15 protein-coding genes are annotated in these 14,906 nt (G+C 54.5%); 8 read left to right on the top strand and 7 right to left on the bottom strand.

Annotated elements, in window-relative coordinates; all coding sequences use genetic code 11:
- The first annotated feature begins 3 nt into the window (after nt 1-3).
- From FAP39_RS04335 to FAP39_RS04305, 7 genes are all read left to right on the top strand, one after another.
- Nucleotides 4-714: a c-type cytochrome gene (locus FAP39_RS04335; protein ID WP_138015159.1), complete on the top strand. Its 711-nt coding sequence runs from the start codon at nt 4-6 to the stop codon at nt 712-714.
- Nucleotides 715-744: 30 nt separating this feature from the next.
- Nucleotides 745-2,013, top strand: a complete 1,269-nt coding sequence (locus FAP39_RS04330; protein WP_138015158.1) for an NAD(P)/FAD-dependent oxidoreductase — start codon at nt 745-747, stop codon at nt 2,011-2,013.
- Between the two features lie 240 nt (nt 2,014-2,253).
- Nucleotides 2,254-2,886, top strand: a complete 633-nt coding sequence (locus FAP39_RS04325) for an ATP-dependent Clp protease proteolytic subunit (RefSeq protein WP_138015157.1) — start codon at nt 2,254-2,256, stop codon at nt 2,884-2,886.
- 139 nt (nt 2,887-3,025) lie between these two features.
- A complete protein-coding gene (gene clpX / locus FAP39_RS04320; protein WP_138015156.1) occupies nt 3,026-4,294 on the top strand; it encodes an ATP-dependent Clp protease ATP-binding subunit ClpX in 1,269 nt (422 codons plus the stop codon).
- A gap of 117 nt (nt 4,295-4,411) precedes the next feature.
- On the top strand, nt 4,412-4,795 hold the full coding sequence (locus tag FAP39_RS04315) for an NADH:ubiquinone oxidoreductase subunit NDUFA12 (RefSeq protein WP_138015155.1): 384 nt from the start codon (nt 4,412-4,414) through the stop codon (nt 4,793-4,795).
- 17 nt (nt 4,796-4,812) lie between these two features.
- A complete protein-coding gene (mlaD, locus tag FAP39_RS04310) occupies nt 4,813-5,262 on the top strand; it encodes an outer membrane lipid asymmetry maintenance protein MlaD (protein ID WP_138015154.1) in 450 nt (149 codons plus the stop codon).
- A complete protein-coding gene (locus tag FAP39_RS04305) occupies nt 5,259-5,735 on the top strand; it encodes a DUF2155 domain-containing protein (RefSeq protein WP_246058928.1) in 477 nt (158 codons plus the stop codon). Before mlaD ends, FAP39_RS04305 begins: the two co-directional genes overlap by 4 nt.
- On the opposite strand, the gene aat is transcribed toward FAP39_RS04305, so the two are convergent.
- From aat to FAP39_RS04285, 4 genes are all read right to left on the bottom strand, one after another.
- Complete coding sequence (gene aat / locus FAP39_RS04300) at nt 5,699-6,310, bottom strand: leucyl/phenylalanyl-tRNA--protein transferase (RefSeq protein ID WP_246058927.1); 612 nt, start codon at nt 6,308-6,310, stop codon at nt 5,699-5,701. The genes FAP39_RS04305 and aat overlap by 37 nt on opposite strands.
- Nucleotides 6,311-6,360: 50 nt before the next feature.
- Complete coding sequence (accC, locus tag FAP39_RS04295; protein ID WP_138015152.1) at nt 6,361-7,713, bottom strand: acetyl-CoA carboxylase biotin carboxylase subunit; 1,353 nt, start codon at nt 7,711-7,713, stop codon at nt 6,361-6,363.
- 9 nt (nt 7,714-7,722) lie between these two features.
- Nucleotides 7,723-8,214, bottom strand: coding sequence for an acetyl-CoA carboxylase biotin carboxyl carrier protein (gene accB, locus FAP39_RS04290; protein WP_138015151.1), 492 nt, complete (start codon nt 8,212-8,214; stop codon nt 7,723-7,725).
- 175 nt (nt 8,215-8,389) lie between these two features.
- The gene (locus tag FAP39_RS04285) at nt 8,390-8,932 is read right to left on the bottom strand and encodes a LuxR C-terminal-related transcriptional regulator (RefSeq protein WP_138015150.1); all 543 of its coding nucleotides are present in this window, start codon (nt 8,930-8,932) and stop codon (nt 8,390-8,392) included.
- A 116-nt stretch (nt 8,933-9,048) separates the two neighbouring features.
- On the opposite strand from FAP39_RS04285, the gene FAP39_RS04280 reads away from it, so the two are divergent.
- Nucleotides 9,049-10,548, top strand: a complete 1,500-nt coding sequence (locus tag FAP39_RS04280; protein WP_138015149.1) for a class I adenylate-forming enzyme family protein — start codon at nt 9,049-9,051, stop codon at nt 10,546-10,548.
- Nucleotides 10,549-10,614: 66 nt separating this feature from the next.
- Here FAP39_RS04280 and FAP39_RS04275 read toward each other — a convergent pair whose 3' ends face one another.
- The 3 genes from FAP39_RS04275 to topA form a co-directional block, all read right to left on the bottom strand.
- On the bottom strand, nt 10,615-11,244 hold the full coding sequence (locus tag FAP39_RS04275) for a 3-oxoacid CoA-transferase subunit B (RefSeq protein ID WP_138015148.1): 630 nt from the start codon (nt 11,242-11,244) through the stop codon (nt 10,615-10,617).
- Between the two features lie 12 nt (nt 11,245-11,256).
- Entirely contained in the window at nt 11,257-11,973 is a 717-nt protein-coding gene (locus tag FAP39_RS04270) for a CoA transferase subunit A (protein WP_138015147.1), read from the bottom strand.
- 221 nt (nt 11,974-12,194) lie between these two features.
- Nucleotides 12,195-14,786, bottom strand: coding sequence for a type I DNA topoisomerase (gene topA / locus FAP39_RS04265; protein WP_138015146.1), 2,592 nt, complete (start codon nt 14,784-14,786; stop codon nt 12,195-12,197).
- Nucleotides 14,787-14,906: the final 120 nt, after the last annotated feature.

Raw genomic sequence — 14,906 nt, 5'->3', positions numbered from 1 at the left:
TTGATGCGTCTGGTCCACGTAGCAACGATCTTTTGGATGGCGCTTGTTGGCGCCGTCCAAGCCGAGGAAAATCTTGTTGAAATTGGCGATCCGGAACGCGGCGCCAAAATGTTCAAACGCTGCCAATCCTGTCATCAGGTCGGCAAGGGGGCACGTCACAAGGTGGGCCCGCATTTGAACGGGATTTTCTTTCGACCTGTCGCAAATTTTCAAGATTACAAATACTCCAAATCCCTTAACGCTGCGCGTACCGACGGGATGATTTGGGATATCGAAGGGCTTTCGAGCTTTCTTGAGCATCCCAAAGACGTTTTGCCCGGTACAAAAATGAGCTTTCGGGGAATGAAAAAGGAAAAAGATCGGAATGATCTGCTGGCCTATTTGCGCCAGTTTTCCGATAATCCCCAAGATATCCCCGAGGCGGCACCAACAGCACGCAAAGTCGAAGTAGAGTTATCCCCCGAGATCCTCGCAATTGTGGGGGATCCCGAGTACGGCGAGTATTTGTCGAGCGAGTGCACGACCTGTCACCAAGTTGACGGTGATTATGATGGAATTCCGTCGATCACCCAATGGCCTACAGAGGAATTTGTGATCGCAATGCATGCTTACAAGGTCAAGCAGCGCTCGCATCCCGTCATGCAAATGATGGCTGGCCGACTGTCAGATGAAGAAATTGCTGCACTGGCGGCATATTTCGCGGAATTGGAGTGAGCGGAACATAAAATCAAGGGAGGACGATCTATGACATTGAATAGAAGGACGTTTATTGGGGCAGGGGCCGCAGCTGCGGCGACATTGTCTGCGCCGATGGTAATGGGGGCAAGTCACGGCAAGCCCCGTGTGGTGGTCATCGGTGGTGGCGCAGGTGGGGCAACTGCCGCGCGCTATATTGCCAAAGGATCAAAAGGCGCGATTGACGTGACTTTGGTTGAACCCAGCCGCAGCTACTACACCTGTTTTTTCTCAAATCTGTACATTGGTGGATTTAGGGAGCTGTCCAGTATTGCCCATTCTTATGGGACACTGGCCGCCAAATTCGGCGTGAACGTGGTGCATGACTGGGCTGTCGGGATTGATCGCGACGCGAAAATGGTGACCCTCGCCGGAGGTGCAAAGCTGCCTTATGATCGTTTGGTTCTGTCGCCGGGGATCGATTTTGTGGACGGTGCAGTGCCCGGGTGGGATGTGAGCGCGCAAAACAAGATGCCACATGCGTACAAGGCTGGATCACAGTCCGAGTTGCTTAAGGCCCAGATCGAGGCGATGCCTCAGGGCGGAACATTTGCGATGGTGGCGCCGCCCAATCCCTATCGCTGTCCCCCGGGTCCGTATGAACGGGTGTCGATGGTGGCGCACGTGCTCAAGGAAACCAATCCGACCGCTAAAATTATTGTGGCCGACCCTAAGCCGAAATTTTCCAAGATGGCATTGTTCCAAGAAGGTTGGGCCAATCATTATGAAGGCATGATTGATTGGGTTGGGTCAGACTTTGGCGGCGATAATGTCGAGGTCAACGCGGATGACATGACCGTCAGCATTGATGGCGAAGTCACCAAGGTTGATGTTTGCAATGTCATTCCTGCGATGAAGGCAGGTCGCATTTGCGAGATGGCAGGCGTCACTGAAGGCAACTGGGCACCTGTTATCGGCCATACAATGCAAAGTCGCCTGGATGAAAACATCCACGTGCTTGGCGATGCCTGTAGCCAAGGCGATATGCCCAAATCTGGGTTCTCGGCCAACAGCCAAGCCAAGGTCGCCGCGATGGCGATCCGGGGGGCTTTGACTGGGTCCAAAGTGTTCCCGGCCAAGTTCTCGAACACTTGCTGGTCATTGATCGATACCAATGATGGCGTCAAAGTCGGGGCTACCTACGAGGCCACCGACGAGAAAATTGCCAAGGTGGATGGATTTATCTCCAAAACCGGCGAAGACGCGGATCTGCGCAAGGCCACATTCGAAGAATCCGTGGGATGGTATGCGGGGATCACGTCGGACATGTTCGGCTAGGATCAACACAGTGAGAATTCGGGGGGGCTGCCTAAGGGTGGCCCTTTTTTTGTGGGCTGGGCCGAAATGGCGGCAGCCCGGGTGAATATCTGTGAGGTCGGTGGCTTGAGGGGCCCCTTCGTTTACGGTTCGTTTACTTTAAAATCGTTCCCTGCTCTTGCAGCCCCTAAAAGGCAATACTAAGACTCTGGGTGAGGCATGGGCATTCGGGCCCTGATGCGAGAGAACAGGCAGGCGGATATGAACGACCCTATTGACACATATATGAATACACTGGTGCCCATGGTTGTGGAGCAAACCAGCCGTGGCGAGCGCGCGTACGATATCTTCTCGCGTCTGCTCAAAGAGCGCATCATCTTCCTGAACGGACCTGTGCATGACGGAATGTCGAGCCTGATCGTTGCGCAGCTTTTGCACCTTGAGGCAGAGAACCCCTCAAAAGAAATCAGCATGTATATCAACTCGCCGGGTGGTGTCGTGACCTCTGGGCTGTCGATCTATGATACGATGCAATACATCAAACCCAAAGTGTCGACCTTGGTCATTGGCCAGGCGGCCTCTATGGGCTCGCTGCTGTTGACTGCTGGCGCCGCTGGCATGCGCTTTTCGCTGCCCAATTCCCGCGTGATGGTCCACCAACCGTCCGGTGGATATCAGGGTCAGGCCACCGACATTATGATTCACGCGCAAGAGACACAAAAGCTTAAGACGCGTTTGAACGAAATCTACGTGCGCCACACCGGTCAGAAACTCAAGGCTGTTGAAGCCGCGCTCGAGCGCGATAACTTTATGTCGCCAGAAGAGGCAAAGGACTGGGGTCTTATCGATGAGATCGTAGAAAGCCGTGCCAAAGGTGACGACGAAGAAAGCTAAGTTTGAGGGCCCTGTTTCTTTCGGGCGGCGGGGCCTTTTCGACATTGTACTCGGTTTCTGGCTGGCCTAAGCTGAGTGAAACGCGGGCGCTTGGACGTAAGATACGACCAAAAGCGCTATAGGGCCTGAAAGGTAGGACATGGCAAGCAACTCCGGCGGTGACAGCAAAAATACCCTCTATTGCAGCTTCTGCGGCAAGAGCCAGCACGAAGTGCGCAAACTGATTGCTGGTCCGACAGTGTTCATTTGTGATGAATGTGTTGAACTGTGCATGGACATCATTCGTGAAGAAACCAAGGCGTCCGGCCTCAAGGCTTCGGAAGGTGTGCCCACACCTCTGGAAATTTGTAATGTGCTGGATGATTACGTCATCGGCCAAGCCGTGGCCAAACGTGTGCTCTCGGTTGCGGTCCACAATCACTATAAACGTCTGAACCACGCTCAGAAATCCGGCGACATCGAACTGGCAAAATCAAATATCTTGCTGATCGGCCCGACAGGGTGCGGTAAGACATTGTTGGCACAGACTCTTGCGCGCATTCTTGATGTACCGTTTACGATGGCGGATGCGACGACATTGACCGAAGCGGGCTATGTCGGCGAAGACGTTGAAAACATCATTCTCAAGCTGTTGCAGGCCAGTGAATATAATGTTGAACGCGCGCAGCGTGGCATCGTCTATATTGATGAAGTCGACAAAATTACGCGCAAGTCCGAGAACCCGTCGATCACACGTGATGTGTCGGGCGAGGGTGTTCAGCAGGCGTTGCTCAAGTTGATGGAAGGCACCGTTGCCTCGGTGCCACCACAGGGCGGGCGTAAGCACCCCCAGCAAGAGTTCCTTCAGGTGGATACGACGAATATCCTGTTCATCTGTGGCGGCGCGTTTGCGGGTCTTGACCGGATCATTGCTGCACGCGGCAAAGGATCTGCAATGGGCTTTGGTGCGGATGTCCGTGACAATGATGACCGTGGTGTTGGCGAGATTTTCCAAGATCTTGAACCCGAAGATTTGCTGAAATTCGGTCTGATTCCAGAATTTGTCGGACGTTTGCCAGTGCTTGCGACGCTCGAAGATCTGGATGAAGATGCTCTGGTAACTATTCTGACCCAACCCAAGAATGCTCTGATCAAACAATACCAGCGTTTGTTCGAGCTCGAAGACACCCAGCTTAGCTTTACCGATGATGCATTGTCTGCGATCGCGAAACGCGCGATTGAGCGTAAAACGGGTGCACGTGGTTTGCGGTCTATCCTCGAGGATATTCTGCTTAACACAATGTTCGAGCTGCCGGGCATGGACAGCGTCACCGAAGTTGTGGTGAACGAAGATGCCGTGAAATCAGATGCCGAACCCCTGATGATCCATGGCGAGACCGAAAAAGAAGCCGTCAATAGCGCCGGCTAAGGACGTTTTTCGATCCAAATAGAGGGGCGGGCAATTTGCCCGCCTTTTTCATGTCGGGCTGTACTGGACCTTTGGTGTCAGATGAGTCATACGGAAAGAGAATTTGCGGAGGCACCCATGGGTATTGTGAACACTCTTTTGCGCTCGGTCACTTGGTGGAACGGAGCAACTCTGAACACATCTCTTTTTACTTGGCGTAAAGGCATCAAGGTTGGAGAGGATGATCAGGGGAATGTGTATTATCACAACCGTGATGACAGCAAACGCTGGGTGATGTTTAACGGCGAAATCGAAGCAACGCGAGTGAATGCCGATTGGCACGGCTGGTTGCATCGGACGTTTGACGAAATTCCATCGGAAAAGCCCCTTGTGCACAAAGCTTGGGAAAAGCCGCATCAGGAAAACCTTACCGGTACCGCTTTGGCCTATGCTCCATCCGGCTCGATTCGTCGTAGCCAACCCGCGGAGCGTCGCGACTATGAAGCGTGGGTTCCAGAATAATTCTGAGGCACTAAAGTATGTCGGCTGTTCGCACTGAAATCACTGTTGGCGCTGCGGTTGTTGCCGTAGCCATTGGCTTTCTTGTGTATGCAGGGCAAGTCAGCGGGTTCTCTGGCTCAACCACAGAATATCCTTTGACGGCGTCTTTCCGGACGCTTCAGGGTGTCGGCGTGGGTACAGATGTGCGATTGGCAGGCGTGAAAATTGGGGCTGTCACCGATATCAACCTGAACCCGCAGACATTCCGGGCCGAGACCGAGTTTTCGGTGCTAAATGGCATTGAATTACCTGATGACAGCTCGGTGGTGATTGCCTCAGAGGGGCTGTTGGGTGGAAACTTTGTTGAAATTGTTCCCGGAGGGTCGGCGTTCAATCTCGAACCGGGTGACGAAGTCATGAATACGCAAAGCGCTGTCAGCCTGATTTCATTGCTGATGAAGTTCGTGACCGGCGGAGACAGCGAGTGAAGCATCTGGTGCTGTCCATGATGGTTCTCTGCGGGGCCGCAAGTGCCCAGCAGACGATCGTGGTGGAAACCCTTGATGGCGGACCTGGCCAGATCGTGACAATGCCAGACGAACCCAGCCGCTTTAGCGTCGACAAAGATCTTGGGAATGTGACGTCAGAGGTGGCAACCCCTGCGGTCAAGGCCGGTGGTGCTATGCTGCGTGGCTTAGACAAGTTGAATGGGATTGTCGTCGATTTTGATCTCGATAATGGCTACAGCCGCACTTTTGGCGATCTGCGTGTCGATCTTGGTGAGTGTCGCCATCCCGAAGATAACGCAACCGGCGAAGGGTATGCATATTTGACCATTTATGACGGGCTGGACGCTGAGGGCCCGGTGTTCCAAGGATGGATGGTGGCATCGTCACCCGCTCTGAATGCTTTGGACCATGCGCGTTATGATGTGTGGGTGTTGCGCTGTAAGACGTCCTGAACGGAGGGCAGCGGGCGGTTTTCAATATCCGCTGACTGATCAAGCGCTGCGTTCAGACGCGATTTATAGACATTTCTTGGAACTTCTATCGCGCCCAGAGACGCGAGGTGCGGTGTGATGAATTGTGTATCAAACAATGAAAACCCGCATTGCTTCAGGTGGAGTGTCAAAAAAGCCAGGGCGATTTTGGACGCATCCTTACGTCGCGAAAACATGCTCTCGCCAAAAAACGCACCTCCAAGTGTTACGCCATAGACACCCCCAATAAGGGCGCCATGTGGGTCCCACACTTCGAGAGAGTGCGCCTGAGCCCTGTCATGAAGCGCAAGATATAGCGTGCGAATGCCTGTGCTGATCCACGTGTCACTGCGATCTGCGCAACCGTCCAGTACCCCCTCAAAATCATGGTTTAAAGAGATCGTATAGTTGGGGCGCTTGATGGATTTGGACAGCGAGCGGGACATATGAAACCCAGACAGAGGGAACACGCCGCGTAGGTGCGGATCGACCCAGAAAATTTCTGGGTCGTCCCGATGTTCGGCCATTGGGAAAACCCCCATGGCATAGGCGCGCATTAGAATTTCCGGAGTCACATCCCCAAAATCAGTTTGCGCGCCCAAAGGCATCAGCCCTCGGCCAAATTGGTTTCAAGCCAGTGTTCGAGCCAGTGGATATTATAGGAACCCGCTTGCACGGCCTCTTCCTCTAGCAAGGCATGAAACAGCGGTACGGTTGTGTCCACGCCGTCGACAATCAATTCCCCAAGTGCACGGTTCAAACGTGCCAGCGCCTCGGGGCGGTCCCGGCCGTGTACGATCAGTTTACCAATCAATGAATCGTAGAAAGGCGGGATAGAATACCCGTCATACAACGCCGAATCCATGCGCACGCCCAAACCGCCGGGGGCGTGATATTGCGTGATTCTGCCGGGGCAGGGTGCAAAATTTGGAAGGCGCTCGGCATTGATCCGTACTTCGATGGCATGCCCATTGATGGTCAGATCATCCTGAGTAAAGGACATCGGCAGACCTTCTGCCACGCGAATTTGTTCGCGCACCAAATCGACACCAAAGATGGCCTCTGTGACAGGGTGCTCGACCTGCAGGCGGGTGTTCATTTCGATGAAATAGAACTCGCCGTTCTCATACAAGAATTCGATCGTGCCAGCACCGATATAGTCGATTTTGGCAACTGCGTCCGCACAGGTCTTGCCGATTGCGGCGCGTTCTTCTGCTGAAATCGCGGGGCCGGGGGCTTCTTCGAATACTTTTTGATGGCGACGCTGCAAAGAGCAGTCACGCTCGCCGAGGTGAACGGCGTTGCCTTTGCCATCCCCAAAAACCTGAATCTCGATGTGGCGCGGTGTGGTCAGGTATTTTTCAATATAGACCTCGTCATTGCCGAAATTCGATTTGCCCTCGGCACGCGCCGTCATGAATGCGCTTTCCATGTCGGCTGCGGTTTGCGCAACTTTCATGCCGCGTCCGCCGCCGCCTGCCGTGGCCTTGATGATGACGGGATAGCCGATCTCTTCGCCAATACGTTTGGCGCTGGCCAAATCCGGCACACCCCCATCGGAACCGGGTACACATGGCACGCCAAGCGCCTTCATGGTGTCTTTGGCCGTGATCTTGTCGCCCATTACACGGATGTGTTCAGCGGTCGGGCCGATAAAGGTCAGGTCATGATCTTGGATGATCTGAACAAAATTGGCATTTTCCGACAGGAAGCCATATCCGGGGTGGATGGCTTGGGCTCCGGTCACTTCGCAGGCCGCAATAATAGAAGCCACGTTCAAATAGCTTTCTGTGCTTGGCGGGGGGCCAATACAGATGGCTTCGTCTGCCATACGCACGTGCATGGCGTCGGCATCCGCTGTGGAGTGAACCGCCACTGACTGGATGCCCATTTCGCGGCACGCGCGGATCACGCGCAGGGCGATCTCTCCGCGGTTAGCGATCAGGATTTTATCAAACATGTCTGGCCCTTACTCGATGATGACCAGCGGTGCGCCATATTCGACGGTGTCGCCATCGCCGACAAGCACACGTTTGATGGTGCCCGACTTGGGGGCTGGAATGTGGTTCATGGTTTTCATGGCTTCCACAATCATCAAAGTGTCACCTTCAGATACAGTATTTCCGACGCTCACAAATGCAGGCGCATCCGGCTCGGGCTGAAGATAGACGGTACCGACCATCGGTGATGTCACGGCACCGGGGTGCGAGGCAGGATCATCCGACGCGGTTGCCGCAGCAGGCGCAGCGGCAGCAGCAACAGGGGCTGCGGCGGCCACAGGTGCCACAGCGGGCTGGGCGACAACGGTTGCAACAGGCTGTTGGCGGCTAACACGTACGTTCAGGCTATCGTCTGATGCGTATTCCCGCATGACCTCAAGTTCGGTCAGATCATTTGCACGCAGAAGCTTTGCTAGGGCCTGAATGAAAGCGACATCGTTGTCGTGGTTTTTTTTGCTCATTTGTTTTGCATCCTCTGCAGCACTCGCTCGGCGCGGTTGAGTCTTGGTGGTTTCCCCTGGGTCGCCTTATAGGTCATCCAAGCGCCAGTGAAAAGCGCCTGTGCACACGGACAATTTGGGGGCGTCTGCACCAAATTGCGAGGGGAAAAATGCAAGGTGTTTTGCACATCCGTGGCTAAAGCGGCATCCCAGACAGTTTGGCCACCAGTTCCGCAAGTTTGCGGGCCCCAAACTTGCGCAGCAGGCGTGCGCGATATTCTTCTACGGTGCGATATGACAGGTTCAGTTCCAGACCGACTTCTTTGCTGGTGAGGCCACGACATGTCAAAATGGCCACTTCGCGCTCGCGTTGGGTCAATTCGACAATGGGGCGATCATCTGACAAATCCGCAAACGACCAGATCCCGCGCTGAAACGGGCTGTCGGGGGTCAGGGATTGGCCACGCACACGGCACCAGAACAGCGTCCCGTCGCGGCGGCGCATGACGCGTTCGTCATTATAGCGCCCTGTTTCACGCATCGCGGCAAGGCCGCGCTCTCCGATGGTTTGAAAATCTTGTTCTGACGCATAGAATTCGCCCAGAGAAACGCCTTCACATTTGACGGGCTGTTCCTGAAACATCTCGCCAAAGGCTTTGTTACAGCGCCGGATAATGCGGTTTTCCAGCATTACCAGACCCACGGGGGCGAAATCAAAGGCCAGTGCATCAAGTTCCATGCCTGCACAATGCACCGTGTGGGGCAAAAGGCCAAGTGCTCAACGTATTTCTACGACTTGTTCGTGCCTTGATGCCAAGCCTAGGTTGATCTGAACAACTGCATAGGACCTGTCGAATGAATATTGCCCTGTGGCTCGAGCGGACAGCGCGTTCAATGGCCGACCAACCCGCATTATTTGTTGGGCGGGACTGTGTCGCGACGTATGGAGAGTTTTCTCAACAGGCGATGGCAGTTGCCGGATGGCTGGCAGAGCAAGGCATCGGTGCGGGTGATCGCGTGGGATTGTTCATGAAGAACGTGCCTGAATATTTGATCGCACAGTATGGGGCGTGGGCATTGGGGGCTGTTGTTGTGCCCATGAACGCCAAGCTGCATGCGCGCGAAGCTGCGTGGATTCTTGAAAATGCCCAAGCCAGTTTGTGTTTCACGTCGTCTTCGTTGCACGAGCCGTTGGACAACGTCACTGATGTGCGGTGTTGCAATGTGCAAGGGGCAGGTTGGTCCGAAATTTTAGCGAAAACACCGATGGCGCAAGTCGCAGACCGCGCGCCAGATGATCTGAGCTGGCTTTTTTATACGTCGGGCACCACAGGGCGACCAAAAGGAGTGATGATCACCAATCGCATGCTGCACGCTATGGCGTTGGGGTATCTGGCGGACGTGGATGAGGTCACCGCAGCGGATACAGCACTTTATGCGGCCCCCCTGAGCCATGGGGCAGGGCTTTATAACGTTCTTCACGTTCTCAAGGGGGCACGGCATGTGATGCCAGAGACTGGCAGCTTTGATGAGAAAGAGATTTTTGAACTGGCGCGGCATCATATGCGCGTACACATGTTTTGTGCCCCGACAATGGTCAAACGCTTGACCGAGGTGGCCAAGGAAATCGGATACGATGGTCATGGACTTCGGTCCATTGTTTATGGTGGTGGGCCCATGTATGTGGCGGATATCATCGAGGCCCAAGATCATTTTGGCGCGATATTCATGCAAATCTATGGGCAGGGCGAATGCCCAATGTGCATTACCTGTCTTGCGCGGGATGATCTGGCAAATCGCGACGCGTCGGGCTGGGCGGATCGCCTTGCGTCCGTTGGGCGCGCGCAAAGTGTCGTTGAGTTGGCCGTGGGGGATGAGACAGGCCAGGGCCTGCCCGAGGGGCAGATTGGCGAAATCATGGTACGCGGGGATGCGGTGATGCCCGGGTATTGGCGTGACCCTGAAGCGACGAAAAAGGCCATTGTAAATGGCTGGTTGAGGACGGGCGATATGGGATCGATCAGCCCAGAGGGATATTTGACGCTTAAGGACCGCTCAAAAGATCTGATTATTTCGGGCGGGACAAATATCTATCCACGCGAGGTCGAAGAGGCGTTGTTGTTGCACCCGTCGGTTGTCGAAGCCTCTGTTGTGGGGCGTCCGCATGCCGAATGGGGCGAGGATGTCGTGGCCTTTGTCGTGGTGTCAGGTGCTTTGGACACAAAGGAACTGGATGCACATTGTCTGGATCATATTGCGCGCTTCAAGCGCCCCAAGACCTATGTGGTGTTGCCAGAGCTTCCCAAAAACAACTATGGAAAAGTGCTCAAGACCAAGCTGAGAGATTTGCTCTAGGTGCTCACGCACGAAAAACCCCAACGCCGGACAGGCGCTGGGGTAATAAGGTTTTAACCAAATGTCTTAGTCGACAATCGTGGCCAAGGTTGCTGCGCGCAGCTCTTCCTCGGATACACCATCAGCGCATTCGACGATTTTCAAACCACCTTCGACAACGTCGAGCACACCTAGGTTCGTAATGATACGATCCACCACCGATTTACCGGTCAACGGAAGCGTACACGCCGGAAGCACTTTTGAGTCGCCGTGTTTGTTGGTGTGATCCATCACAACCACCACGCGGCCAACGCCTGCGACAAGGTCCATCGCGCCGCCCATGCCTTTGACCAGTTTGCCGGGGATCATCCAGTTCGCCAAGTCGCCGTTCTCGGCCACTTCCATCGCGCCCAAAATCGCCATCGCGATCTTGCCGCCACGGATCATGGCAAACGATTGTGCACTATCGAAATAGGCAGTTTGCGGCAGCTCGGTGATGGTTTGCTTGCCTGCATTGATCAGGTCAGCGTCTTCGTCGCCCTCGATCGGAAACGGGCCCATGCCAAGCATGCCGTTTTCAGATTGAAGAGTCACTTCGACACCTTCAGGAATATAGTTGGACACCAGTGTCGGAATACCGATGCCAAGATTCACGTACCAACCGTCCTGCAGTTCCTGCGCGGCGCGTGCGGCCATTTGATTGCGGTCCCATGCCATGATGTGAACTCCTTATGCTGCAGGGCGCGTGGTGCGCTGTTCGATGCGTTTCTCGTGATCACCTTGGATGATGCGATGCACATAGATGCCGGGAAGATGGATTGAATCCGGATCCAGCGACCCTGTTGGAACAATTTCTTCGACTTCGACAACACAGATTTTGCCACATGTTGCAGCGGGCGCATTAAAGTTGCGGGCCGTTTTGCGGAATACGAGGTTTCCGGTTTCGTCCGCTTTCCACGCCTTTACAATGGCTAGGTCGGCAAAGATGCCTTCTTCCATGATATAGTCTTCCATCGCGCCATCTTGGCCTGTGGGAAACTGCTTTTCAAATTTGTTATCGGCAATCACGGTGCCCACGCCAGTTTTCGTAAAGAAACCGGGGATGCCCGCGCCGCCAGCACGCATGCGCTCGGCCAAGGTGCCTTGCGGATTGAATTCCAGTTCCAATTCACCAGACAAATATTGGCGCATGAATTCTGCGTTTTCGCCCACATAGGAAGAAATCATCTTCTTGACCTGTTTGGTCTGAAGCAAGATGCCAATACCAAAATCATCCACGCCCGCATTGTTGGACGCAAACGTCAAATCTTTGGTGCCTGCTTCTTTGATGGCTTGCAGCAACAACTCTGGGATGCCGCAAAGGCCAAAACCGCCTGCCGCGATAAACATGCCATCATGCAGCAGCCCGTCGAGCGCGTCTGCGGCATTCGAATACACTTTTTTCATGGAAGTCTCCCTATGATCCGGAATTGCCTTGGTTTTTGACGTGAGGTCAGCGCGGAGTCAACAAATTGAGAGGTGCTAGGTATTACTACTGCCCGCGACATGGGCGTTATGCGCTGCGCAATGTACTGGGAACACGTCAACGATGCCACTGGCGCGCAGTCTCGCAAAAACGCCCCGCCCAAGTTGAGTTGGACGGGGCGGCGATACAGAAAATTCAATTGTTACTTAGCTGCGGGCTTCTTTGCTGGAGCCTTTTTCGCCGCTGTTTTTTTCGCAGGTGCTTTCTTCGTGGCTGCCTTTTTTGGCGCGGCCTTTTTGCGTGTGGGTTTTTTGGCTGCTTTTTCGGCAATCCATTCGACCGCTTGTTCCATCGTCACGTTCGCTGCATCAATGTCCTTTGGGATCGTCGCATTGACCTTTTCCCATTTGACATAGGGGCCATATCGACCATCCAGAACATTTACCGGCCCGCCGCCATCCGGGTGTTCGCCAAGTTCTTTAAGGGGTTTGGCGGCTGCGCTTCGTCCACGACCTGGATTTGCGCGCTTTTCAGCCAGCAATTCCACGGCGCGGTTCATGCCCACTTCAAAGACATCATTGGGATCCTTGAGATTGGCATATGTCGGTTTTTCTGCGTCGGGCAGTTTATGCATGATGTATGGGCCAAAACGCCCAAAGTTGGTTGTGATCATGCCGCCTTCTGGATGCTCGCCCAACTCGCGCGGCAAACTGAGCAACGTCAGAGCCTTGTCCAGATCCATGTCTTCTTTGTTCCAGCCACGTGGCAACGACGCGCGCGGGGGCTTTTTGTTTTCAGGCGTCGGTTCGCCGCGTTGCACATAAGGGCCGAAACGGCCAGCCTTAAGCCAGATTTCATCGCCTGCGTCTTCGCCCAAGACACGCTCATCGCCGTCGGCACCTTCGCCTGCGATGGGGCGGGTATACGTGCACTCAGGATAGTTTCCGCAGCCGACAAAACCGCCGGTACGAGAGGTTTTCAGGTGCAACTGACCTGCGCCGCATTTTGGACACACGCGCGGGTCAGAGCCATCTTCGCGTGGTGGATACAATTGAGGAGCCAGGGCATCATCCAAAATATCAAGAACTGCCGCAATGCGCAGCTCTGAAGTGTCTGAAATTGCGGCAGAAAAGTCTTTCCAGAACCGCGACAGGACAGTTTTGTAATCTCGGTTTCCCGCGCTGACGTCATCCAGCTCTTCTTCGAGGTTCGCGGTGAACTCATATCCGACGTATTGTCTGAAGAAATTCAGCAAAAAGATCGTAACGATGCGCCCTTTGTCTTCTGGGAACAGGCGATTTTTGTCTTTGCGAACGTATTCGCGATCCTGGATCGTGGTGATGACACTGGCATAGGTCGATGGGCGGCCAATGCCCAGTTCTTCCATGCGTTTGACAAGTGTGGCCTCGGTATAGCGCGGCGGCGGTTGGGTGAAATGCTGTTCCGGGGCGACCGTGCGTTTGTCCGCAGGTTCGCCCTGCATGATTTGGGGCAAGCGCTTGTCATCGTCATCGACCACGGCGTCATCGCGCCCTTCTTCATAGACGCGCATGAATCCGTCAAACAACATGACCTGACCTGTTGCGCGCAACCCGATCTGACCGTCATCGCTGGCGATGTCGACCGTTGTGCGTTCCAGACGCGCGCCTTCCATCTGGCAGGCCAGCGTGCGTTTCCAGATCAAATCATACAGCTTGCGTTGATCGGCATCCGTGACCTTAAGTTCGTCAACAGAGCGGGTCATTTCGGTTGGACGAATACACTCGTGCGCTTCTTGCGCGTTCTTGGCCTTGTTTTTATAGATGCGCGGGCTGGCGGGCACGTATTCCGCGCCATAGCGGTCTGTAATTGCGTCACGGGCTGCAGTGACGGCCTCGGGGGCCATGTCGATCCCGTCGGTACGCATATATGTAATGTAACCGGCTTCGTACAAGCGCTGCGCAGTGCTCATGGTTTGGCGTGCGCCCATGCCAAATTTGCGGCTTGCTTCTTGCTGGAGCGTTGACGTCATAAAGGGGGCAGACGGGTTCCGGCTGGCGGGTTTTGCTTCCACCTTCGCCACCGAAAGGTCGCGCGATTGGATGGCCTGAACGGCCAGCTCCGCCGCAGTAGAGGTCTCAATACCAAACTTATCCAGTTTGTCACCGCCCAGAATCGTCAGACGGGCCTCAAACTCTTGCCCGCGTGGCGTGCCCAGCAGCGCTTTGACCGTCCAGTATTCGCGTGGATTAAAGGCCTCGATCTCCATCTCGCGTTCGACGATCAGACGCAGGCACACAGATTGCACCCGGCCGGCAGATTTTGCGCCTGGCAGTTTGCGCCAAAGCACCGGCGACAAGTTGAACCCCACCAAATAGTCCAGCGCACGCCGTGCCAAATAGGCATCGACCAGAGGCTGGTCGACTTGGCGCGGGTTTTTCATAGCTTCGGTGACGGCCGATTTGGTAATCGCGTTAAATACGACGCGGCTGACGGGGGTGTCTTTCTTGATCACGCGCCGCTTGCGCAGTGCCTCTTCAAGATGCCAGCTGATTGCCTCTCCTTCGCGGTCGGGGTCGGTCGCGAGAATAAGGTTGTTATCTTCTTTCAAAGCATCGGCAATGGCTTTGACATGCTTGCGAGAATCATAGCCGACCTCCCATTTCATGTCGAAATCGTTCTCGGTGTCGACGCTTCCGTCTTTGGGTGGAAGGTCACGCACGTGGCCGTAAGATGCCAGAACAGTATAGTCTGACCCCAAGTATTTGTTGATAGTTTTCGCTTTTGCTGGGGATTCGACAACGACTACAGGCATTTCATTTCCTCTCGACTCTCAAGGCCGCTTATGGCGGCGAAAAATGTGGTGTGAAAGGGGGGAATGTCAATGGAAGGAAAATTTATCTGGCGCGTCCGGCTGTTTTCACCGTTGATTTGG

This window comes from Shimia litoralis, from assembly GCF_005518135.1.
GTDB classification, from domain to species: Bacteria; Pseudomonadota; Alphaproteobacteria; order Rhodobacterales; family Rhodobacteraceae; genus Shimia_E; species Shimia_E litoralis.
This window is presented reverse-complemented; position numbering and strand designations above follow the sequence as displayed.